This is a genomic window from Pseudomonas syringae (assembly GCF_023278085.1).
In the GTDB taxonomy this organism is placed as follows: Bacteria; Pseudomonadota; Gammaproteobacteria; order Pseudomonadales; family Pseudomonadaceae; genus Aquipseudomonas; species Aquipseudomonas syringae_Q.
Genome location: NZ_CP066265.1, coordinates 1,207,963 through 1,228,862, shown reverse-complemented (window position 1 = coordinate 1,228,862; position 20,900 = coordinate 1,207,963). Strand labels below are relative to the sequence as shown.

At 60.1% G+C, this 20,900-nt stretch carries 16 protein-coding genes; 10 read left to right on the top strand and 6 right to left on the bottom strand.

What is annotated here, in order from left to right:
• The first annotated feature begins 187 nt into the window (after nucleotides 1-187).
• Both rapA and I9H07_RS05550 read left to right on the top strand, forming a co-directional pair.
• Nucleotides 188-3,034 carry an RNA polymerase-associated protein RapA gene (rapA, locus tag I9H07_RS05555; RefSeq protein ID WP_058392485.1) on the top strand — a complete coding sequence of 949 codons (2,847 nt, stop codon included), beginning with the start codon at nucleotides 188-190 and terminating at the stop codon, nucleotides 3,032-3,034.
• A 368-nt stretch (nucleotides 3,035-3,402) separates the two neighbouring features.
• A complete protein-coding gene (locus I9H07_RS05550; protein WP_024675780.1) occupies nucleotides 3,403-5,715 on the top strand; it encodes a putative bifunctional diguanylate cyclase/phosphodiesterase in 2,313 nt (770 codons plus the stop codon).
• A gap of 125 nt (nucleotides 5,716-5,840) precedes the next feature.
• On the opposite strand, the gene I9H07_RS05545 is transcribed toward I9H07_RS05550, so the two are convergent.
• A complete protein-coding gene (locus tag I9H07_RS05545) occupies nucleotides 5,841-6,146 on the bottom strand; it encodes a DUF2288 domain-containing protein (RefSeq protein WP_024675781.1) in 306 nt (101 codons plus the stop codon).
• A gap of 329 nt (nucleotides 6,147-6,475) precedes the next feature.
• On the opposite strand from I9H07_RS05545, the gene I9H07_RS05540 reads away from it, so the two are divergent.
• From I9H07_RS05540 to I9H07_RS05510, 7 genes are all read left to right on the top strand, one after another.
• Entirely contained in the window at nucleotides 6,476-7,600 is a 1,125-nt protein-coding gene (locus tag I9H07_RS05540) for a branched-chain amino acid ABC transporter substrate-binding protein (RefSeq protein ID WP_024675782.1), read from the top strand.
• Between the two features lie 223 nt (nucleotides 7,601-7,823).
• Nucleotides 7,824-8,747 carry a high-affinity branched-chain amino acid ABC transporter permease LivH gene (gene livH, locus I9H07_RS05535; protein WP_024675783.1) on the top strand — a complete coding sequence of 308 codons (924 nt, stop codon included), beginning with the start codon at nucleotides 7,824-7,826 and terminating at the stop codon, nucleotides 8,745-8,747.
• Entirely contained in the window at nucleotides 8,744-10,009 is a 1,266-nt protein-coding gene (locus tag I9H07_RS05530) for a high-affinity branched-chain amino acid ABC transporter permease LivM (protein WP_024675784.1), read from the top strand. The genes livH and I9H07_RS05530 overlap by 4 nt, the downstream gene beginning before the upstream one ends.
• Nucleotides 10,006-10,773, top strand: coding sequence for a high-affinity branched-chain amino acid ABC transporter ATP-binding protein LivG (gene livG, locus I9H07_RS05525; protein ID WP_024646713.1), 768 nt, complete (start codon nucleotides 10,006-10,008; stop codon nucleotides 10,771-10,773). The genes I9H07_RS05530 and livG overlap by 4 nt, the downstream gene beginning before the upstream one ends.
• A complete protein-coding gene (locus I9H07_RS05520) occupies nucleotides 10,774-11,475 on the top strand; it encodes an ABC transporter ATP-binding protein (RefSeq protein ID WP_007248684.1) in 702 nt (233 codons plus the stop codon).
• A gap of 227 nt (nucleotides 11,476-11,702) precedes the next feature.
• Entirely contained in the window at nucleotides 11,703-12,383 is a 681-nt protein-coding gene (locus tag I9H07_RS05515) for a COG3650 family protein (RefSeq protein ID WP_236425483.1), read from the top strand.
• A gap of 97 nt (nucleotides 12,384-12,480) precedes the next feature.
• Nucleotides 12,481-14,094, top strand: a complete 1,614-nt coding sequence (locus I9H07_RS05510) for an NAD(P)/FAD-dependent oxidoreductase (RefSeq protein ID WP_024673818.1) — start codon at nucleotides 12,481-12,483, stop codon at nucleotides 14,092-14,094.
• 154 nt (nucleotides 14,095-14,248) lie between these two features.
• On the opposite strand, the gene I9H07_RS05505 is transcribed toward I9H07_RS05510, so the two are convergent.
• From I9H07_RS05505 to dinG, 5 genes are all read right to left on the bottom strand, one after another.
• Nucleotides 14,249-14,713 carry a glycine zipper 2TM domain-containing protein gene (locus tag I9H07_RS05505; protein ID WP_024672245.1) on the bottom strand — a complete coding sequence of 155 codons (465 nt, stop codon included), beginning with the start codon at nucleotides 14,711-14,713 and terminating at the stop codon, nucleotides 14,249-14,251.
• Nucleotides 14,714-14,859: 146 nt separating this feature from the next.
• Nucleotides 14,860-15,507 carry a pyridoxamine 5'-phosphate oxidase gene (gene pdxH, locus I9H07_RS05500; protein WP_024672246.1) on the bottom strand — a complete coding sequence of 216 codons (648 nt, stop codon included), beginning with the start codon at nucleotides 15,505-15,507 and terminating at the stop codon, nucleotides 14,860-14,862.
• Nucleotides 15,508-15,605: 98 nt separating this feature from the next.
• On the bottom strand, nucleotides 15,606-16,769 hold the full coding sequence (locus tag I9H07_RS05495; RefSeq protein ID WP_024672247.1) for an OmpA family protein: 1,164 nt from the start codon (nucleotides 16,767-16,769) through the stop codon (nucleotides 15,606-15,608).
• Between the two features lie 153 nt (nucleotides 16,770-16,922).
• The gene (locus I9H07_RS05490; RefSeq protein ID WP_024672248.1) at nucleotides 16,923-18,071 is read right to left on the bottom strand and encodes an EstA family serine hydrolase; all 1,149 of its coding nucleotides are present in this window, start codon (nucleotides 18,069-18,071) and stop codon (nucleotides 16,923-16,925) included.
• 110 nt (nucleotides 18,072-18,181) lie between these two features.
• Nucleotides 18,182-20,326, bottom strand: coding sequence for an ATP-dependent DNA helicase DinG (gene dinG / locus I9H07_RS05485; protein ID WP_024672249.1), 2,145 nt, complete (start codon nucleotides 20,324-20,326; stop codon nucleotides 18,182-18,184).
• Between the two features lie 107 nt (nucleotides 20,327-20,433).
• Between dinG and I9H07_RS05480 the strand changes: the two genes are divergently transcribed.
• The gene (locus tag I9H07_RS05480; protein WP_024672250.1) at nucleotides 20,434-20,898 is read left to right on the top strand and encodes a CopD family protein; all 465 of its coding nucleotides are present in this window, start codon (nucleotides 20,434-20,436) and stop codon (nucleotides 20,896-20,898) included.
• The last annotated feature ends 2 nt before the right edge of the window (nucleotides 20,899-20,900 follow it).

Sequence of the window (20,900 nt, the reverse complement as noted above, 5' to 3'; positions counted from 1 at the left end):
TGAACCGATATGGAAGGCGTTGCGGTAATTTATAAGAACTTTTTGACTGCTTTTAGTGAAATAAGTGTCATGGAACTGAATATTCACTGCGCAACACGTGCTTTGGCAGGGTTTTTTCACGCCGCCTTTGGTCTTCGGTGCGCGTTCCGTTAACATAGTCAGCTTTTTCAAGCGGGAGACAGGCAGCATGGCGCAGCAGTATCAACCGGGGCAACGCTGGATTAGCGACAGCGAAGCCGAGCTGGGTTTAGGCACCGTTCTGGCACAGGACGGCCGCTTGTTGACCGTGCTCTATCCGGCCACTGGCGAAACGCGTCAGTACGCGCTGCGGAATGCTCCGCTGACCCGCGTACGCTTCTCTCCTGGCGACGTGATCACGCACTTTGAAAACTGGAAAATGACCGTTCGCGAAGTCGATGACGTCGACGGCCTGCTGGTCTACCACGGCCTGAACGCGCAGAACGAAGTGGTCACGCTGCCGGAAACCCAGCTGTCGAACTTCATTCAGTTCCGCCTGGCGACCGACCGTCTGTTCGCCGGCCAGATCGACCAGTTGTCGTGGTTCTCGCTGCGCTACAACACGCTTGAGCACACCAGTCGCCAATTGCAGTCCTCGCTCTGGGGCCTGGGCGGCGTGCGCGCTCAACCTATCGCTCACCAGTTGCACATCGCGCGCGAGGTCGCCGACCGCATCGCACCACGCGTATTGCTGGCCGACGAAGTGGGCCTGGGCAAGACCATCGAAGCCGGTCTGGTGATTCATCGCCAGTTGCTCTCGGGTCGCGCCAACCGTGTGCTGATTCTGGTCCCGGAAAACCTCCAGCACCAATGGCTGGTAGAGATGCGTCGCCGCTTCAACCTGCAGGTTGCGCTGTTCGATGCCGAACGCTTCATGGAAAGCGACGCCGGCAACCCGTTCGAAGACACCCAGCTGGCGCTGATTGCGCTGGAGTGGCTGGTCGAAGACGAAAAAGCCCAGGACGCGCTGTTTGCAGCGGGCTGGGACCTGATGGTGGTCGACGAAGCGCACCACCTGGTCTGGCACGAAGACAAGGCCAGCCGCGAATATTCGCTGGTTGAGCAGCTCGCCGAAGTGATCCCGGGTGTATTGCTGCTGACCGCGACCCCGGAACAACTGGGTCAGGACAGCCACTTCGCGCGTCTGCGCCTGCTGGACCCGAACCGTTTCCACGACCTCAAGGCCTTCCGCGCCGAGAGCGAGAACTATCGCCCGGTGGCCCAAGCCGTTCAGGAACTGCTCGACAAGGGCAAGCTGTCCGCTGCAGCGCAAGAAACCATTCACGGCTTCCTGGGTGCCGAAGGCGATTCGCTGCTGGCCTCGGTGAATACCGGCGACGAAGAAGCCAAATCGCGTCTGATTCGCGAACTGCTGGACCGTCACGGCACCGGCCGCGTGCTGTTCCGCAACACCCGCGCCGCCGTGCAGGGTTTCCCGGAGCGCAAGCTGCATGAATACCCGCTGCCCTGCCCGGTTGAATACCTTGAATTGCCGGTCGGCGAGCATGCTGATCTTTACCCTGAGGTAAGCTTCCAGGCGAACTCGGACGTCAGCGAAGAAGAACGCTGGTGGCGCTTTGATCCACGCGTCGACTGGCTGATCGACACGCTCAAGATGCTCAAGCGCGTCAAGGTACTGGTCATCTGCGCCCACGCTGAAACCGCCATGGACCTGGAAGACGCTCTGCGCGTTCGCTCCGGCATTCCGGCCACGGTCTTCCACGAAGGCATGAACATTCTCGAACGCGACCGTGCTGCGGCTTATTTTGCCGACGAAGAGTTCGGCGCTCAGGTGCTGATCTGTTCGGAAATCGGCAGTGAAGGCCGTAACTTCCAGTTTTCTCACCATCTGGTGCTGTTCGACCTGCCGTCGCACCCGGACCTGCTGGAACAGCGTATCGGTCGTCTCGACCGGATCGGTCAGAAGCACACCATCGAACTGCACGTGCCGTTTCTCGAAACCAGCCCCCAGGCCCGCCTGTTCCAGTGGTATCACGAAGCGCTCAATGCCTTCCTCAATACCTGCCCGACCGGCAACGCCTTGCAGCATCAGTTCGGCCCGCGCCTGCTGCCGCTGCTGGAAAGCGGTGACGATGACGAATGGCAAAGCCTGATCAATGAGGCCCGTGCCGAGCGTGAGCGCCTGGAAAGCGAACTGCATACCGGCCGCGACCGCCTGCTGGAACTCAACTCCGGCGGTGCCGGTGAGGGTGAAGCGCTGGTCGAAGCGATCCTCGACCAGGACGATCAGTTCAGCCTGCCGATCTACATGGAAACCCTGTTCGATGCGTTTGGCATCGACAGCGAAGACCACTCGGAAAACGCGCTGATCCTCAAGCCAAGTGAAAAAATGCTCGACGCCAGCTTCCCGCTGGGCGACGACGAGGGCGTGACCATCACCTACGACCGCAATCAGGCGCTGTCTCGCGAAGACATGCAGTTCATCACCTGGGAGCACCCGATGGTTCAGGGCGGCATGGATCTGGTGCTGTCCGGTTCGATGGGTAACACGGCCGTGGCGCTGATCAAGAACAAGGCGCTGAAGCCGGGTACTGTGCTGCTGGAACTGATCTATGTCAGCGAAGTGGTCGCGCCGCGCTCGTTGCAGTTGGGGCGTTACCTGCCGCCTGCTGCCCTGCGCTGCCTGCTTGATCAAAACGGTAATGATCTGTCGAGCCGTGTGTCGTTCAACACCCTGAACGATCAGCTCGAAAGCGTACCGCGGGCGAGCGCCAACAAGTTTATCCAGGCGCAACGTGACTTGCTGACCCCGAGGATCAATGCCGGCGAAGAGAAGATCACGCCGAAGCACGCCGAGCGTGTGGCTGAAGCACAGCGCCGTCTGGCGGCCGATACCGAAGAGGAACTGGCCCGCCTGACCGCGCTGCAAGCCGTCAACCCGACCGTGCGCGACAGCGAACTGGTTGCGTTGCGCAGCCAGCGCGAACAAGGCCTGGCGATGCTTGAAAAAGCAGCGCTGCGCCTGGAAGCGATCCGGGTACTGGTCGCGGGATAAAGGTCCTGAGCGCCTGAACCCCTTCACCCCCTGCATGCCAATGCGCCGCGTTGGCATGCAGGGGGTGAAGCTCCGCGTCACAAAGCTGCAGCCTGAACGCAGTGTCTATCGTTCCCACGCTCCGCGTGGTAATGCATTTCGTGACGCTCCGCGTCACACGGTTCTGCGATATCAGAAAAATTCAGGCCCGACTCGAGCCCCATTTTCGCCCCTCGGCGACCTACTTTAATGGCGCCAAAAGCACCGGCCATCACTTTGATGCCAAATTAGCACCTTCCGCATTGGCAGGATGAAAACAGCTTCTATACTCACCTTAGATCGCCGGGTTTCAAGCCCCGGCGCCCTGTAGTGAACACATAGGGCACGCTATGGAGTGGCTGGGTTTAAACATGTTTGCTGGCTTTCCAGCGGACGGGCAACTGCTGATCGACTGTAGTCACAACATATTTCTCGTGGCGCTGGCATACGGAGTGGCCTGCGCTGCGTGCTTTGCCACACTGGACATTGCCGACCGGGTCATTCACGTCGAAGCCGTCAAAAGCCGTCGCCTGTGGAAAGCCCTGGGTGCGCTGTGTCTGGCCGGCGGCGTATGGGCCATGCACTTTATCAGTATGCTGGCATTTCAGGCCCCGCTGGCGCTGTCTTATGACCTGACCGTCACGCTGGTTTCATTGCTGATCGTGCTGCTGACTGCACTGATTGCAATGAGAGCATTGACCTTGCCGACCCTGAGCATCAAAAACTGCCTGCTCAGTTCGGTGGTGATGGGGATCGGTATCAGCGTCATGCACTACCTCGGCATGTCTGCGATGCGCTCGGCCGCCACGCAATACTACGAACCACGGATGTTCTCGCTGTCGATACTGGTTGCCCTCCTTTCCAGCATCGCACTGCTGACACTGGCGCGGCATCTGCGTCAACACAGCGGCATGTTCCACCAGATGTTTCGTTACGGCGTCAGCCTGTTGCTGGGTGCCGGCTTGCTGACCATGCACCTGATGGGTATGAAAGCGTTACGACTGGTCATGCCCGCAGGCTCGGAACTGTCGACTCCCAGCACCGGGAACAGCCAGCAACTGGGGCTGACCATCGCCGTCATCACGCTGCTGATCATCGCCGGGAGCATCAGCGCAGCCATGGCCGACAAGAAGCTGCAAAGCAAGGAGCATGACCTGCAACGGGTCAACGCCCTCCTCAGCCAGCTGGATCAGGCGCGCGTCTCGCTGCAGCAAGTGGCGCATTATGACCCGCTGACCAATCTGATCAACCGCCGCGGCTTCAATCAGATATTTGCCGAGAAACTGTTGGAGCACACCCTCGGCAACGGCATGCTTGCCGTGATGTTTCTCGACATCGACCACTTCAAGCGCATCAACGACAGCCTAGGTCACGATGCCGGTGACGAGCTGCTCAAGGTCATCGCCGAACGCATTCGCAGTGCGACGCGCGTGCAGGACGTGGTGGCGCGCTTTGGTGGCGATGAATTCTGCATCTTGCTGAGCATTCCCGACTACGAAGAGGCGCGGCATCTGGCGCATCGGGTCATGCAGAAAATGAAGGAAACCATCGCCCTTGCAGGAAGACGCATGGTCATGACCACCAGCATCGGCATCGCCGTGTTCCCTCGTGATGGCGTCACCTGCGACGAACTGCTCAAACATGCCGACCTGGCGCTGTATCAGTCCAAAGGTGCCGGGCGCAACAGGGTCAATTTCTTCAGCCCGGACCTGAAAACCAAGGCCAGCATGGAGCTGCACCTGGAAGAAGAACTGCGCAGCGCCTTGCGCGAAGAGACCGGCCTTCAAGTGTATTACCAGCCTATCGTCGACCTGCGCACCGGCCACATTGCCAAGCTGGAAGCACTGGTACGCTGGAATCATCCGCAGCACGGTCTGCTGGTGCCGGATCGGTTCATCGGCATCGCCGAGGCCAACGGCCTGATTGCCGAGCTGGATAACTGGGTGCTGCGCCGTGCCTGCCATGATCTGGGCACCTTACGCCAGGAAGGCCTCGACGAACTGATCATCGCCGTGAACTGTTCAGCGCTCAATCTGGGCCGCGACGAACTGGTAGAAGAAGTCGAACACGCGCTGGCCGACGCCAACGTCGCCCCCGGCCGACTGGAACTGGAAGTGACCGAAAACGCCCTGATGGGCAATATCAGCAACACCATCCTGATGCTCAAGCAGATTCGCAGCCTCGGGGTTTCGCTGTCGATCGACGATTTCGGCACCGGCTACTCATCGCTGGCCTACCTCAAACGTCTGCCTCTGGACACGCTGAAAATCGACCGTTCATTCATCGTCGATATCCCCAAGTCTCCGCAGGACATGGAGATCGTCCAGGCGATTATCGTCATGGCGCATACGCTGCGCCTGAAAGTGGTCACCGAAGGCGTGGAAACCCCTGCACAACTGGAATTTCTGAGCAAGTTTGGCAGTGATTACGTGCAGGGCTATCTGTTCAGCACTCCGCAGCCACTTGAACGTATGCTGTCGCTGGTCAGGCAAATGAACCAGCCTGTCCCGGAAAGACTCCAGCCTTCAGCGCCGGCGCGGGCTACACCAGAAGCAGAGATCGACAACCAGCAAGCGATGGATTTTTTCGCTGAATCGCCACAGAGTGATGCCCTGCCCGCCTTCAGGACACCACGTGCGCAGCGAACACGCGCCAAAGACTGAGTAATCATCCGACAAGGCGTGGTGCGCGCCTGTGCGTAATGTGTGGTCATGCGCTACCCGAACACCTCGACGGTTACCTTCCCACCCAATCCGGCAAACCTTCAGGCACCTTAAAAGTGCAGCCTTCAGTCGGACGCCCTGTTTTGAATCAAAACCCAAGGTGCCACCACCACCGCCCATAGCAGCGGATCAGTCTCCACCAGCTCAAGCGCCTTGGTTTCTGACACCTTGCCAACGCGCCCGTCGGCCAGCCACGCAGACACCCTGGCTGCATCATTTTCGGCCACTGCCTCGGCGACTTCGATCAGATCCAGCGGCGCCTCGACCCACAACAGGGCACCCTTGGCAAAGAATGGTTGCAATTCAGTCCAGGCAATAGAAGCGGTTTCGCCGAGCAGTTTGGCATAGAGGGTGCTAGGTTCTTGCGTCATGGGTTTCACCAGAAAGGAAATCGGCCCAATGATAGCGCCGACCCTTTCAGGGAAAAACCCGGAAGCAGCTGATTAGTCGCAGGGAAGTGCAGATAACCTTAATGGATCTGAAGTGATTTCGGACACTCAAGCGGTTGGATTCTGTAACTTTCTTTCGATTAAGCGACACGCATCGGTTTGTCCCTGAACGCCCGGCTTTCCAAGCCAACGAGCAGCGCTCTAAACTGTTCCGGTACAGTTGGCGGCGTGCAGGAAAACCGGTGACCGAATCCGGTCCTGAAGCCTTGGCCATCAGGATTATAAAAACTACAACGCAAGAGTGGAGCATCATGACTAAGGGTACTAATAAGCTGTCCAGGCTGTTTGCCGCACTGGTTATCGCAGGGGTTGCCAGCCATTCGTTCGCAGCTGACACCATCAAGATCGGCATCGCCGGCCCTAAAACCGGTCCGGTTGCCGAATACGGCACCATGCAGTTCAACGGCGCCAGAATGGCGATCGAGCAGATCAACGCCAAAGGCGGCGTGGATGGCAAGCAGCTCGAAGCCGTCGAATATGATGACGCCTGCGATCCGAAACAGGCCGTTGCAGTCGCCAACAAAGTGGTCAACGACGGCGTGAAATACGTAGTCGGTCACCTCTGCTCCAGCTCCGCTCAACCTGCGTCCGACGTCTATGAAGACGAAGGCATTATCATGGTGACCCCAGCCGCCACCAGCCCGGAAATCACCGCGCGCGGTTACAAACTGGTGTTCCGTACCATCGGTCTCGACAGCGCCCAGGGCCCGGCCGCAGGCAACTACATTGCCGACGTCGCCAAGCCGAAAATCGTTGCTGTCATCCATGACAAGCAGCAATACGGCGAAGGTATCGCGACGGCAGTCAAGCAAACCCTCGAAGCCAAAGGCGTCAAGGTCGCGCTGTTCGAAGGCATCAACGCTGGCGACAAGGACTTCTCGTCGCTGATCGCCAAGCTCAAACAGGCCAACGTCGACTTCGTCTACTACGGCGGCTACCACCCTGAGCTGGGCCAGATCCTGCGCCAGTCCAAGGAAAAAGGCCTGAACGCCAAGTTCATGGGTCCTGAAGGCGTCGGCAACGAGTCCATCTCGCAAATCGCCGGCGAAGCTTCCGAAGGCCTGCTGGTCACCCTGCCGAAATCCTTTGATCAGGACCCGGCCAACCAGGCACTGACCGAAGCCTTCAAAGCCAAGAAACAGGACCCGAGCGGCCCGTTCGTTTACCCGTCCTACTCTGCCGTGCAGGTTATTGCTGACGGCATCACTGCCGCCAAGTCAGAAGACACCACCAAGGTGGCAGCCGCCATCCATGCCGGTAGCTTCAAGACGCCAATGGGCGACCTGAGCTATGACGCCAAGGGCGACCTGAAGAACTTCCAGTTCGTGGTCTACGAGTGGCACTTCGGCAAGCCCAAGACCGAAGCTGCCAAATAAGCTGCTGCTTTAACCCTCGAAGCCCACTGCCTGTGCAGTGGGCTTTGTTTTACAAATCCCGGCCCGTTCGCACCCTCTGAAAACAGAACTGCGCAACGAAGCCCCCTGAAAATCTTAAAACCGTTACCAGCGGTTCTCTGACAGCGTCACGAGCAACGCATCGACAGAATGCGATCCGGCTCGATGCAGAGAAATGCAGATCAGGTTTTTAGGAGCGCGGTAAATGCCCGAGTTATTCCACTACATGCAGCAACTGGTCAATGGCCTGACCATTGGCAGTACATATGCATTGATCGCCATCGGATACACGATGGTCTACGGCATCATCGGAATGATCAACTTCGCCCACGGCGAGGTGTACATGATCGGTTCCTATGTTGCTTTCATGGCACTCGCCGGTCTGGCGATGCTGGGGATTCACAGCCTGCCGTTGCTGATGATTGCCGGTTTTGCCGCAGCCATCATCGTGACCAGCGCATACGGATACAGCATCGAGCGCGTAGCCTACCGCCCGTTGCGCAACAGCAACCGTCTGATTCCACTGATTTCTGCGATCGGCATGTCGATCTTCCTGCAGAACTCGGTTCAGCTTTCCCAGGGTTCCGGCAACTTTGCCATTCCCAACCTGCTGCCCGGCAGCCTGTCGTTCGGGCCCGGTGGTTCGCAGGAAGTGCTGATTTCCTACATGCAGATCGTGGTGTTTGTCGTCACCCTGCTGGCCATGACCGGCCTGACCCTGTTCATTTCCCGCTCGCGCATGGGCCGCGCCTGCCGCGCCTGCGCCGAAGACATGAAGATGGCCAACCTGCTGGGGATCAACACCAACAACATCATCGCCCTGACTTTCGTGGTCGGGGCGGCGCTGGCTGCCGTCGCCGCCATGCTGCTGAGCATGCAGTACGGCGTAATCAACCCCAACGCCGGTTTCCTCGTCGGCCTGAAAGCCTTCACGGCTGCGGTACTGGGCGGTATCGGTTCGATTCCGGGCGCCGTGCTCGGTGGCCTGGTGCTGGGCGTCGCCGAAGCCTTCGGCGCCGACATTTTTGGTGACCAGTACAAGGACGTCGTGGCTTTCGGCCTGCTGGTCCTGGTGCTGCTGTTCCGACCGACCGGTATTCTGGGTCGTCCGGAGGTTGAGAAAGTATGAGCAAGTCTTTCAAACAGGCGCTGTTCAGCGCCGCATTGGTCTGGGCTGTGGCCTACCCGGTGTTCGGCCTGAAGCTGGCGTTCTCCGGCGTTACGCTGCAAGTGCAGAATGCCAGCCCGCTGACCCTGACCATCATTGCCGTGTGTTCGGTTCTGCTGTTTCTGCGCGTGCTGTTTGCCGAGCAGATCAGCGGCATGCGTCGCGGCTCCGAAAAACCGCTGATCCCGCAAAAGACCAGCGATTTCCTGACCCAGCCGAAAACCCAACGCTGGGGCCTGGCAGCGCTGATCGTGCTGGCATTCATCTGGCCATTCTTCGGGTCCCGCGGCGCGGTGGACATTGCGACGCTGATCCTGATCTACGTGATGCTCGGCCTCGGCCTGAACATCGTGGTCGGGCTGGCGGGCCTGCTCGATCTTGGCTACGTGGGCTTTTATGCGGTCGGTGCCTACAGCTACGCGCTGCTGTCGCACTACTACGGGCTCGGTTTCTGGATCTGCCTGCCGATTGCGGGGTTGATGGCAGCACTGTTCGGGTTCCTGCTGGGCTTTCCGGTGTTGCGCCTGCGCGGTGACTACCTGGCCATCGTGACCCTCGGGTTCGGCGAGATCATCCGGATCTTCCTGCGTAACCTGACCGAGATCACCGGCGGCCCGAACGGCATCAGCAACATCGAAAAGCCGACCTTCTTCGGCCTGACCTTCGAGCGCAAGGCTGCCGAAGGCATGCAGACCTTCCATGAGTACTTCGGCCTGCCGTACAACTCGATCAATAAGGTCATCTTCCTCTACCTGATCGCCCTGCTCCTGGCGCTGGCCGCACTGTTCGTCATCAATCGCCTGCTGCGCATGCCGATCGGCCGGGCCTGGGAAGCATTGCGTGAAGACGAAATCGCCTGCCGCGCACTGGGCCTGAACCCTACCGTGATCAAACTCTCGGCGTTCACCCTCGGCGCAGCCTTCGCAGGTTTCGCAGGCAGCTTCTTTGCCGCGCGCCAGGGTCTGATCACCCCGGAATCGTTCACCTTCATCGAGTCGGCAATCATTCTGGCCATCGTCGTGCTGGGCGGTATGGGCTCGCAACTGGGCGTGATTCTGGCGGCCATCGTGATGATCCTGTTGCCTGAGCTGATGCGTGAATTCAGCGACTACCGCATGCTGATGTTCGGCGCGCTGATGGTGCTGATGATGATCTGGCGTCCACAGGGCTTCCTGCCGATGCAACGCCCTGAAATGAAATTGAAAGCGGAGCTGCCAAAATGAGCCGCCCATTACTGCAAGCCACGGGCTTGAGCATGCGTTTCGGCGGTCTGCTGGCGGTCAACGGCGTTGCCCTGACCGTCAACAAAGGGCAGGTCGTGTCGATGATCGGCCCTAACGGCGCGGGCAAGACCACGGTCTTCAACTGCCTGACCGGTTTCTACCGGCCCAGCGCCGGCACCATTCTGCTGGACGGCGAGCCGATTCAGGGCCTCGCCGGTCACCAGATCGCTCGCAAGGGCGTGGTACGCACCTTTCAGAACGTGCGCCTGTTCAAGGAAATGACTGCCGTGGAAAACCTGCTGGTTGCCCAGCATCGGCATTTGAACACCAACTTCCTGTCCGGCCTGTTCAAGACCCCGGCGTTCCGCCGCAGCGAACGCGAAGCCATGGAGTACGCCGAGTACTGGCTGGAAGCCGTCAACCTGCGGGAGTTCGCCAACCGTCCTGCCGGAACACTGGCCTACGGTCAGCAGCGCCGGCTGGAAATTGCCCGCTGCATGATGACCCGCCCGCGCATCCTGATGCTCGACGAACCGGCTGCCGGCCTGAACCCCAGAGAGACCGACGATCTGAAAGCGCTGATCGGCGTGCTGCGCAATGATCACGACGCCACCGTGCTGTTGATCGAGCACGACATGAAACTGGTGATGAGCATTTCCGACCACATCGTCGTGATCAATCAGGGCACACCACTGGCGGACGGCACACCGGAACAGATTCGCGACAATCCTGACGTGATCAAAGCCTACCTGGGGGAAGCGTAAATGCTGCAATTCGAAAACGTTTCCACCTTCTACGGCAAGATCCAGGCGCTGCACAGCGTCAACGTGGAAGTGCGTCAGGGCGAGATCGTGACCCTGATCGGTGCCAACGGTGCTGGCAAGTCCACCCTGCTGATGACCCTGTGCGGTTCACCTCGCGCCCACAGTGGCAGCATCCGTTACATGGGCGAAGAACTGGTCGGTCAGGAATCATCGATCATCATGCGCAAGAGCATTGCCGTGGTGCCGGAAGGCCGTCGGGTATTTGCGCGTCTGACGGTCGAAGAAAACCTGGCGATGGGCGGGTTTTTCACGGAAAAGGCTGACTATCAGGAGCAGATGGACAAGGTTCTGCACCTGTTCCCGCGCCTCAAGGAACGCTTCAATCAACGCGGCGGCACCATGTCCGGTGGCGAACAGCAGATGCTCGCCATCGGCCGTGCGTTGATGAGCAAGCCCAAACTGCTGTTGCTCGACGAGCCCTCACTGGGCCTGGCACCGATCATCATTCAGCAGATTTTCGAGATCGTCGAACAACTGCGCCGTGATGGGGTAACGGTGTTTCTGGTCGAGCAAAACGCCAACCAGGCCCTGAAGGTCGCCGACCGCGCCTACGTGCTGGAGAACGGCCGTGTGGTGATGCAAGGCACAGGTGAAGAGCTGTTGGTCGACCCGAAAGTGCGGGATGCGTATCTGGGCGGTTAAGCGCAGACCAGGTCCCGAGAGGCCGAAACGGTTTTGTAGATACTCGCGATTATCGTTACCACGCTCCGCGTGGTAACGCCTTTCGTGACGCTCCGCGTCACACTGCGGCCCGGCGATAGTCAACTCAAGGCTTGTATACAGCGACCCGTGCGGCAGCTCCGGCCCTTCCCCCTTGTGATGCATCTCCAGTCTGAGTAACGTGGCGGCACTTGTCTGGAGACCACCTCATGTTTGCTGCCCGTTCCGTCCTCGTATTTGCTCTTCTACCGCTGTTTGCCGGGTGTCAGTTACTAGGTAAACAGGCCGAGGAACCGAAGGTTTCCACGGCGGGCATGCTCCGTATGCAGGGCGACCTGACGGGCGAAAACGGTCAGTTGCTGTTCAAGCCGTGTAACGAGCAGCGTCGCTATGTAGTCAAGGATCGCGGCAATACCGGTGTTCTTCAGGAAGCGGCTTCTCTCGCTGACAGCAAGGGCAAGGTGTTTGCCGATCTGCGCGGTAACTTTACTGCGAGCAAGGCAGGCAACAGCGACGGGCTGCTGGACCTGCACCAGCTGTATCGCGTCGAGCGTCCCGGCCAGTCGTGTGAAGACCTCAACTTCAAGCGCCTGACCCTGCACGTCAATGGCAATAAACCGGCCTGGAACGTCAATGTCAGTGGCAAGGGCATGGTCCTGGAGCGCGAAGGTGCAGAGCCACTGGCGGTGCCGTATGTCGAAGAAAAGCTGCCCGACGGCAGTTTCAGCATCAGCAGCGAGGCCAATAATCAGCGTATCGAGCTCTGGGTAGCACCGCAGCGCTGTGTCGACAGCGTAAACGGCTCGATGCAACACCTGACTGCCGAGCTGCGTATCAACGGCCAGGCCCAGCGTGGCTGCGGTTATTACGGCGGCTCGCGCGACGATTGATCGGGCAGGCTCGCCGCCAAAGGGGTTCAGCGCTTATAATCGCCGGTTCTTGTAGTGCTGTCGGGCTGAACCTGCGGCCCGAAAACTGGACCCTTTAATGTTACGAATCACCGAACTCAAGCTGCCGATCGATCACCCGGAAGAAGACCTGCGCGTTGCACTGTTGCAGCGTCTGGGCATCGACAGCAGCGAACTGCTGGACTTCACCCTGTTCAAGCGCAGCTACGATGCACGTAAAAAATCCTCTGAACTGTGCTTCATCTACACCATCGACTTTCAGGTCAGGGATGAAGAAGCCTTGTTGCGCAAACTGGCCAACGATCGCCACGTCGGCCCTGCGCCCGACGTCAGCTACAAAGTGGTCGGCCATGCGCCCGAAGGCCTGACCGAACGCCCGATTGTGGTCGGATTCGGCCCGTGCGGGATCTTCGCCGGGCTGCTGCTGGCGCAGATGGGTTTCAAGCCGATCATCCTTGAGCGTGGCACCGAAGTGCGCCAGCGCACCAAGGACACGTGGGCGCTGTGGCGCAAGAACGTGCTCAACCCCGAGTCCAATGTGCAGTTTGGCGAAGGCGGTGCCGGGACGTTCTCCGACGGCAAGCTGTACAGCCAGATCAAGGACCCGAAATTCATCGGCCGCAAGGTGCTGCACGAGTTCGTGAAAGCCGGTGCGCCGGAAGAAATCCTCTACGTCAGCAAACCGCACATCGGCACGTTCCGCCTGACCGGTGTGGTGGAAAACATGCGTCACCAGATCGAAGCCATGGGCGGCGAAGTGCGCTTTCAGCAGCGCGTCACCGACCTGATGATCGAGGACGGCCAGGTGCTGGGCGTCCAGCTGGACAGCGGCGAGCAGATCGAGTCCCGGCACATCATTCTGGCGCTGGGCCACAGTGCCCGTGACACCTTCCGCATGCTGCACGGGCGTGGCGTGTATATGGAAGCCAAGCCGTTCTCGGTGGGCTTCCGCATCGAGCATCCGCAATCGCTGATCGACCGCGCTCGCCTGGGCAAGTACGCCGGTCACCCGAAACTGGGCGCAGCCGATTACAAGCTGGTGCATCACGCCAGCAACGGTCGCTCGGTCTACAGTTTCTGCATGTGCCCTGGCGGGACAGTCGTGGCTGCGACCTCCGAGCCTGGCCGGGTGGTCACCAACGGTATGAGTCAGTACTCGCGCAACGAGCGCAATGCCAACTCGGGCATCGTGGTCGGTATCTCTCCGGAGCAGGACTACCCTGGCAGCCCGCTGGCCGGTATCGAACTGCAGGAACGCCTGGAAGCTCACGCCTACCTGCTGGGCGGCAGCAGCTACGAGGCACCGGCGCAACTGGTGGGCGACTTCATTGCGGGCCGAGCGTCCACGGCGCTGGGCAGTGTCGAACCTTCCTACAAGCCGGGTGTGAAGCTGGTGGACCTGGCTGATGCCCTGCCCGCCTTTGCCATCGAAGCCATTCGTGAAGCGTTGCCTGCGTTCGACAAGCAGATCAAAGGCTTTTCGCTGCACGATGCAGTGCTGACCGGTATCGAAACCCGCACCTCCGCCCCGCTGCGCATCACGCGCGGCCCGACCCTGCAGAGCCTGAACACCAAAGGCCTGTACCCGGCCGGTGAAGGCGCTGGCTATGCGGGTGGCATTCTGTCTGCAGGCGTGGACGGCATCCGGATTGCGGAAGCATTGGTGCGGGATATGTTGGGGATCGAGGGCTGACCCCACGATGATTAAAAGCTGCGGCTAACAGTCAGGATCGGACGCGAAGCGTCCAGAACTGCATGCCACCGCAGAGAATTGGCGCAATATTCACGCCTGGCAATAAAAAACCCCGAGCATTCCGGCTCGGGGCTTTTGTATGCGGTGCTGCGAATCAGTGAGTAACGCGGCTGGTGCCGTTGACGCTCATGATGCGCACGCGTTCGCCGACCCGGAAAATCTCGTTTTCCTGAACCTGCTGCACGTAGGCACGCATGCTGCCGTCGTCTTCACGCACGGTGATTTCAACACCTTGCGTGCGCGTCAGGCCTTCTTCGGTCGCTGAACCCAGCAGACCACCTGCCACCGCACCAATCACTGCAGCCACGACGCTACCGCGACCGCCACCGATGGCGCTGCCGCCTACACCGCCAACCACTGCACCCGCAACGCCGCCGATTGGCGTTTTGGTGCCTTCGATCTTGACCGGACGCAGCGATTCGATGGTGCCCATGCGGACGGTCTGTACGGTCCTGGCTTCATCACGGGAATAGGAATCGCCGGTCAGATTCGAAGCACACCCGCCCAAGGTCAACGCCAGGGCAGTGAACGAAGCAACCAGAAGAGCAGACTTGCGCATAACGGTATCTCCAGAGGAACCAGTGGCCATTAGACTACCCGACAAGGGTGCTGTCACGGCCCCGGCACCGCAAATTAAGTTCATTCAGGCGTCATACAGCGACCGCCTGTATAACGCTCAGACGATCCGGCAGACAAAAAATTCAATCAGGGTGCGAGACGCTCGCGTGTCCACTCGGCGTCTACCCAACGATAGTTCAAACGATCGTGAAGACGGCTGGATCTACCCTGCCAGAACTCGATTCGCTCGGGCAAGAGACGGTAGCCTCCCCAGTGTTCAGGGCAGTGTGGCTGAGTGTCAGCGAAGCGTTGTTGCGTTTGCGTGATCAGACCTTCCAGTTCGTCGCGATCGGCAATCACCCGGCTTTGCGGCGATGCCCAGGCGCCCAGGCGGCTGCCCAGAGGACGAACCTGGTAATACGCATCGGATTCCTGGGCACTGACTTTTTCGACCCGACCTTCAATACGCACCTGGCGCTCCAGCGTCGGCCAGAAAAACGTCATGGCGGCGAATGGACGTGCAGCCAGTTGCTGGCCCTTGGCGCTATCGTAGTTGGTAAAGAACGTGAAACCTCGGGTATCAAGGCCTTTGAGCAGCAGAACGCGGCAATGCGGACGGCCCTGCTCATCGACCGTCGCCAGGGTCATGGCATTGGCCTCGACCGGCGGTTGCTCGGTCTTTACCGCTTCGCCGAACCACGTGTGGAAGAGCGCAAACGGCTCGTCCGGTGACTGCGCTTCCGTTAATCCGTCACGCGTGTAGTCACGGCGCATGTCGGCCAGAGTCTGGGTCATGGTTTCATTCCTGCGCAGATGTCATGAACAACTGCATGCCAACGCGGAGCGCTGGCACGTGAATCGGTCAGTTGTGTCTGGTCGCCCCGCGCCAGACCTCAGTTGCTGGCCTGGCTGTCATCCTTCTTGGCTGGCGTTGTGGTCTTGGCCGGGGCCTTGGCGGTGGTTTTGGTCGCTGCCGGTTTCTTCGCGGCGGCGGTGGTCTTGGCTGGCGCTGCTTTCTTGGCAGTGCTGGCTTTGGCCGGTGCAGCTTTTTTGGCCGTGTCTTTCTTCGCCGGGGCGGCTTTCTTGGCAGGCGCGGCTGGCGCAGGCACGACAGGCTTGACGTCTTGGGTAGCAACCATGACGGGTGCAACCGGCGGCAGCGCGTAACGGGCCATCAGGACGCGCATGGTGTCTTGCGGCGTCATGAGGATTTCGACGCGGCGGTTGAGCGCACGCCCCTGCAAGCTGTCGTTGGCGGCACGCGGCATGACCGCGCCCATGCCACGCTGGCTCAGGCGATTACGTTCCAGACCACTGAGACGGAAGATCGCGGCAACCGACTGCGCACGTTCCTGGCTGATCTTCTGGTTGGCTTCGGTAGGACCTGAAGTGTCGGCATGACCGAGAATCAGCACGGCAGTTTTCTGATCACCTTCAACCACTTTCGCCAGACGGGTGATCGGACCCAGTGTGTTCGGCAGCAGCATGGCCGGACGATCCGGGTTGAACGAGGTGTCTACCGGCGCGGTGATCGCCAGCAGGTCTTCGCGACGCTCCAGCTGGAACGGGCTGTCCTTGATGGCAGCGCGCAAACGTGGCTCGTACTCGTCAAGCCAGGCCTGGGTCACTTTCGGATCAGGCATCGGCAGCCCTTTAGGCTCGTCCTTGCTGCCTTCGTTTGCGCCAAACGGCCACCACCACTTGGTGTCGGTCTCGGACTTGGCGACCATCGCAGGCGCAGCAGGCTTGTCTGCCGCTTTGCTGGCTACCGCATCAGGTTTCACCTGAGCGTTGTCGTTCGAGCCGAACGGCCAGTACCACGGGGCGCTGCTTTCAGCGCCAGCCGCAGGGGCCGGTGTCGCAGCGGCCTTGGCCACCGGAGCCGGAGCCGGGCTCGGTGCCGGAGCCTTGGCAGCAGCGCCTGCATCGGCAGACTCGTTGCTGGAACCGAACTGCCACCAATGGCCTCCAGTTGCAGCAGAGTCGGATTGAGGAGTTTGAGCACAGCCGGTAACGGCAATGCACAGTGCAAGAACGAGGCTTTTATTAGACGACATGGATAACCCGCAACGGTTTTGATCAGACAGGGGAACGTGACTATGTCCGTATAACACGCATAAAGACGCAGTTGGAAAAAGAAACCGTCGTACGGTTCCGGTTACAGCCTATTAACTGACAGTCGGTATTAAACAAGCACTTATGGACGATACTTACTGCAAACACTCACGCAATTTGCCGACCAGTTTCTGAGCCCTCGGGTCCATCAGAATGTAAGGGCCCAGCGTGTTGGTCACGAAGCCGAAAGCCACTTCATGATCCGGATCGGCAAAGCCCACCGAGCCACCTGCGCCGGGATGCCCAAACGCCTTGGGACCCAGGCCATACGTGGCATTGGGCACGCTCGGCTGATCAAGCATGCAGCCCAACCCCAGGCGAGTCGACGTCAGCAGGGTTTTGTCCTGACCGATGCTGTGCTCGCGGGTCAGCTCATTGAGCATGTCGGCTTCCAGCAGGCTGCCATCCAGCAGGCCGTTATAGAAGCCTGCCAGACTGCGCGCATTGCCATGACCATTGGCCGCCGGCTGCTGCATGCGCCGCCATTCAGGCTTGTTGGTGCTGGTCATGATCGAAGGCGGATTGGTAAAGGCCCTGGCGGTGATGGAAGCGGGTTCGCGCATTGTCGCTTGCAGCACACGCTGAGCGGCGTCATCACCATTATTGCCTTTGCCACGCGCGATATGCGCCACGCGATAAAACTGGTCATCGGCCAGCCCGACATGGAAATCCAGCCCTAGCGGACGCGAGATGCGTGCGGCAATCGACTCGCCCGGTCCGCGACCGTCGGCCCGGCGCAACATCTCCCCCACCAGCCAGCCGTAGGTGATCGCTGCATAGCCGTGCCCCTGCCCCGGCGTCCACCAAGGCTCTTCGGCCGCCAGCGCCGCGGTCATGGTGTCCCACTGATAAAGCGCTTCTGCGGGCAATTGCTCGCGTAGCGCGGGTAGACCGGCCTGGTGGCAGAGCAGCTGACGCAAGGTGATCGACGCCTTGCCCGCCGCAGCGAATTCCGGCCAGAGCCTGGCAACGGGCTCGTCCAGCTTCAGCTTGCCTTCTTCGACCAGTTGCAGCACAGCAACGCTGGCGAACGTCTTGGTGCAGGAAAACAGATTGGCGATGGTGTCGGTGTGCCAGGCCTCGGCACCGTCCTTGTCGGCCGTACCGGCCCACAGATCGACAACCGTCTGGCCGCCGACCTGAATGCACAAGGCTGCGCCACGCTCCTGGGGATCGTCAAAAAGCGCGGCGAACGCTTCACGCACTGCTTCAAATTGAAGTTCGTAGTGACCCTGGATCTGCAACGGCTGACTCCTGACTGGCAGCATGAGCCTGACGACAGGCTGAAGAGGTGCACATTGTTCCAGCGATCGAAGGATTTGGGAACCTATGTGAAACGCTCTTCATCTCCGTCTCAGGATATCTCGCGACGAAACGGTGGCAGCGCGTTGAGAATCGCCTTGCCGTAACGCTGGGTGACGACCCGGCGGTCCAGCAGCGTGATGGTGCCGCGGTCCTCTTCAGTACGCAGCAAGCGGCCACAGGCCTGCACCAGACGCAGCGACGCGTCGGGCACGGCGATTTCCATGAACGGGTTGCCGCCGCGTGCCTCGATCCATTCGGCCAGCGCCGCCTCGACCGGATCGTCCGGCACCGCGAATGGAATCTTGGCGATCACCACATGCTCGCAATAGGCACCGGGCAAATCCACGCCTTCGGCAAAGCTGGCGAGCCCGAACAACACGCTGGACTCGCCGCTGTCGACCCGCGCCTTGTGCTTGTTGAGGGTCTCCTGCTTGGACAGATTGCCCTGAATGAACACCTGCTTGCGCCAGTCGCGGTCCAGGCCATCGAAAACGTCCTGCATCTGCTTGCGCGAGGAATACAACACCAGCGTGCCCCGCGAGCCTTCCACCAGGCCGGGCAGATCACGAATGATCGCCGCCGTGTGCGCCACCGAATCGCGCGGATCGGCTTTGAGGTCCGGGACCCGCAGCACGCCGGCATCGGCATGATGGAACGGGCTGGGCACGACGGCAGTCACGGCACATTTCGGCAGGCCGGCACGCATGCGATAGCGGTCGAACTTGCCCAGCGCAGTCAGGGTAGCCGAGGTCACCAGCGCACCATAAGCAATGTTCCACAGGTTACGGCGCAGCATTTCGGCAGCCAGAATCGGGCTGGCGTTGACCTCGATATCGAACAGCGCACCGCTGTCGGCCAGGGTCAGCCAACGCGCCATCGGCGGGTTGTCTTCGGGGTCTTCGGCGGTGAAGGCCGTCCACAACTCCCAGTTGCCATGGGCACGGGCCAGCAGACTGCCGAACAGCGGATACCATTCTTCGGCCTGATGGCTGGCAATGCCGATGTTGACCTCGCCGTCCATGCCTTCTTTAAGCAATTCAGTCAGGCGCGTAAACAGATCGTCGAGTCGCGCAAAACCCTTTTTCAGTTCGATACCCATCTCGCGGATATGCTCGGGAATAACGCCGCCGACAAAACGGTGACGCGGGCGCTCGCGCCCCTGCATGTCTTCACCGGCACGAAAATCGGCCAGTTGCTCACAGGCGCCGAACATGAACTGCTGATGGCCCTTGATCTCGCGGGCCAGCTCCGGCACCTGCTCGATCAGCTTGCCCAGATCGCCGGGCAATGGATGCTGAGCCAGCAGCTTGGCGAGGTTCTTGGCGGTCTGTTCCAGCCAGTCGGCGGTCGATTTCAAGCGGGTGTAATGGGCAAAGTGGCCGATGGCCTTGTCCGGCAGGTGATGGCCTTCGTCGAACACGTACAGCGTGTCACGCGGGTCTGGCAGCACAGCCCCGCCGCCGAGCGCCAGGTCAGCCAGCACCATGTCATGGTTGGTGACGATTACATCGACCTTGCCCATGCCTTCTCGCGCCTTGTAGAAGGCGCACTGCTGGAAATTCGGACAATGGCGATTGGTGCACTGGCTGTGATCGGTGGTGACGCGTGCCCAGTCCTGATCGGCCAATTCCTGAGGCCAGCTGTCGCGGTCACCGTCCCATTTGTTGCCGGCCAGCTTCTGCAACATCGTGGTGAACAGTTTCTGACTGGCTTCATCGACTTCGATCTTGAAGCCTTCTTCTTCGAACAGCTGCGCGGTCGCGTTGGTCGCGTCACTTTCCTGCAACAGCATGTCGAGTTTGGACAGGCACATGTAACGGCCGCGCCCCTTGGCCAGGGCGAAAGTGAAGTTCAGACCGCTGTTGCGCATCAGGTCCGGCAGGTCCTTGTAGACGATCTGCTCCTGTAGCGCGACGGTGGCCGTGGCAATGACCAGCCGCTTGCCCGCCGCCTTGGCCGTCGGAATCGAAGCGATGGCGTACGCCACGGTTTTGCCGGTGCCGGTGCCCGCCTCGACCGCTACAACGGCCGGGTCGCCCGAACGACGGCCCTCTTCATCGGTATCAATGTCCCCCAGCACCCTGGCGACTTCAGCGATCATCAATCGCTGGCCGTAGCGCGGCTTGAGGCTCTTGGCTTCGAGGAAACGCGAGTAAGCGCCCTGGATCTGGGTTTTGAGTTCGGTACTGATCATTGGCTTCGGTTCGGGGGCACGACTAAAAAGGCTGGATAAATTTTCAGTGGTTCTGAGTGGGCGCTATCATAGCGCGCTAAATCCATCCGCGCAGAACGGAGTGTCCGATGACCGCTTTTTCCACTGTCTATACGCTGCATGTGCTGGCTGCCCTGATCTGGGTTGGCGGCATGTTTTTCGCCTGGATGGTGTTGCGTCCAGCTGTCATTGCAGCACTTGAAGGCCCGGCCCGCTTGAAAGTGTGGGTCCAGGTGTTTCCGCGCTTCTTTAGATGGGTCTGGGCAGCCATCGTGATCTTGCCGATCACCGGCATTGGCATGATCCAGCTGAACTTCACCGGCTTTGAAACCGCGCCGCGCTACGTGCAAATCATGATGGGCCTGTATGTGGTGATGGTCGCGCTGTTTCTTCGTATCCATTCGTTGCAATTGCCGGAACTGCGCCGCGCCGTGGAAGCGGAACAATGGGCGCAAGGTGCAGCAGCACTCAGCCATATCCGCAGACTGGTCGCTATCAACCTGATCATCGGTCTGGCTGTGGTCGCTCTGGCAGCTGCCCGCCCGGGGTTTTGAGA

Coding starts and splice junctions, on each gene's coding strand:
- rapA (WP_058392485.1), top strand. CDS start 188: ATGGCGCAGCAGTATCAACCGGGGCAACGCTGGATTAGCGACAGCGAA.
- I9H07_RS05550 (WP_024675780.1), top strand. CDS start 3,403: ATGGAGTGGCTGGGTTTAAACATGTTTGCTGGCTTTCCAGCGGACGGG.
- I9H07_RS05545 (WP_024675781.1), bottom strand. CDS start 6,146: ATGACGCAAGAACCTAGCACCCTCTATGCCAAACTGCTCGGCGAAACC.
- I9H07_RS05540 (WP_024675782.1), top strand. CDS start 6,476: ATGACTAAGGGTACTAATAAGCTGTCCAGGCTGTTTGCCGCACTGGTT.
- livH (WP_024675783.1), top strand. CDS start 7,824: ATGCCCGAGTTATTCCACTACATGCAGCAACTGGTCAATGGCCTGACC.
- I9H07_RS05530 (WP_024675784.1), top strand. CDS start 8,744: ATGAGCAAGTCTTTCAAACAGGCGCTGTTCAGCGCCGCATTGGTCTGG.
- livG (WP_024646713.1), top strand. CDS start 10,006: ATGAGCCGCCCATTACTGCAAGCCACGGGCTTGAGCATGCGTTTCGGC.
- I9H07_RS05520 (WP_007248684.1), top strand. CDS start 10,774: ATGCTGCAATTCGAAAACGTTTCCACCTTCTACGGCAAGATCCAGGCG.
- I9H07_RS05515 (WP_236425483.1), top strand. CDS start 11,703: ATGTTTGCTGCCCGTTCCGTCCTCGTATTTGCTCTTCTACCGCTGTTT.
- I9H07_RS05510 (WP_024673818.1), top strand. CDS start 12,481: ATGTTACGAATCACCGAACTCAAGCTGCCGATCGATCACCCGGAAGAA.
- I9H07_RS05505 (WP_024672245.1), bottom strand. CDS start 14,713: ATGCGCAAGTCTGCTCTTCTGGTTGCTTCGTTCACTGCCCTGGCGTTG.
- pdxH (WP_024672246.1), bottom strand. CDS start 15,507: ATGACCCAGACTCTGGCCGACATGCGCCGTGACTACACGCGTGACGGA.
- I9H07_RS05495 (WP_024672247.1), bottom strand. CDS start 16,769: ATGTCGTCTAATAAAAGCCTCGTTCTTGCACTGTGCATTGCCGTTACC.
- dinG (WP_024672249.1), bottom strand. CDS start 20,326: ATGATCAGTACCGAACTCAAAACCCAGATCCAGGGCGCTTACTCGCGT.
- I9H07_RS05480 (WP_024672250.1), top strand. CDS start 20,434: ATGACCGCTTTTTCCACTGTCTATACGCTGCATGTGCTGGCTGCCCTG.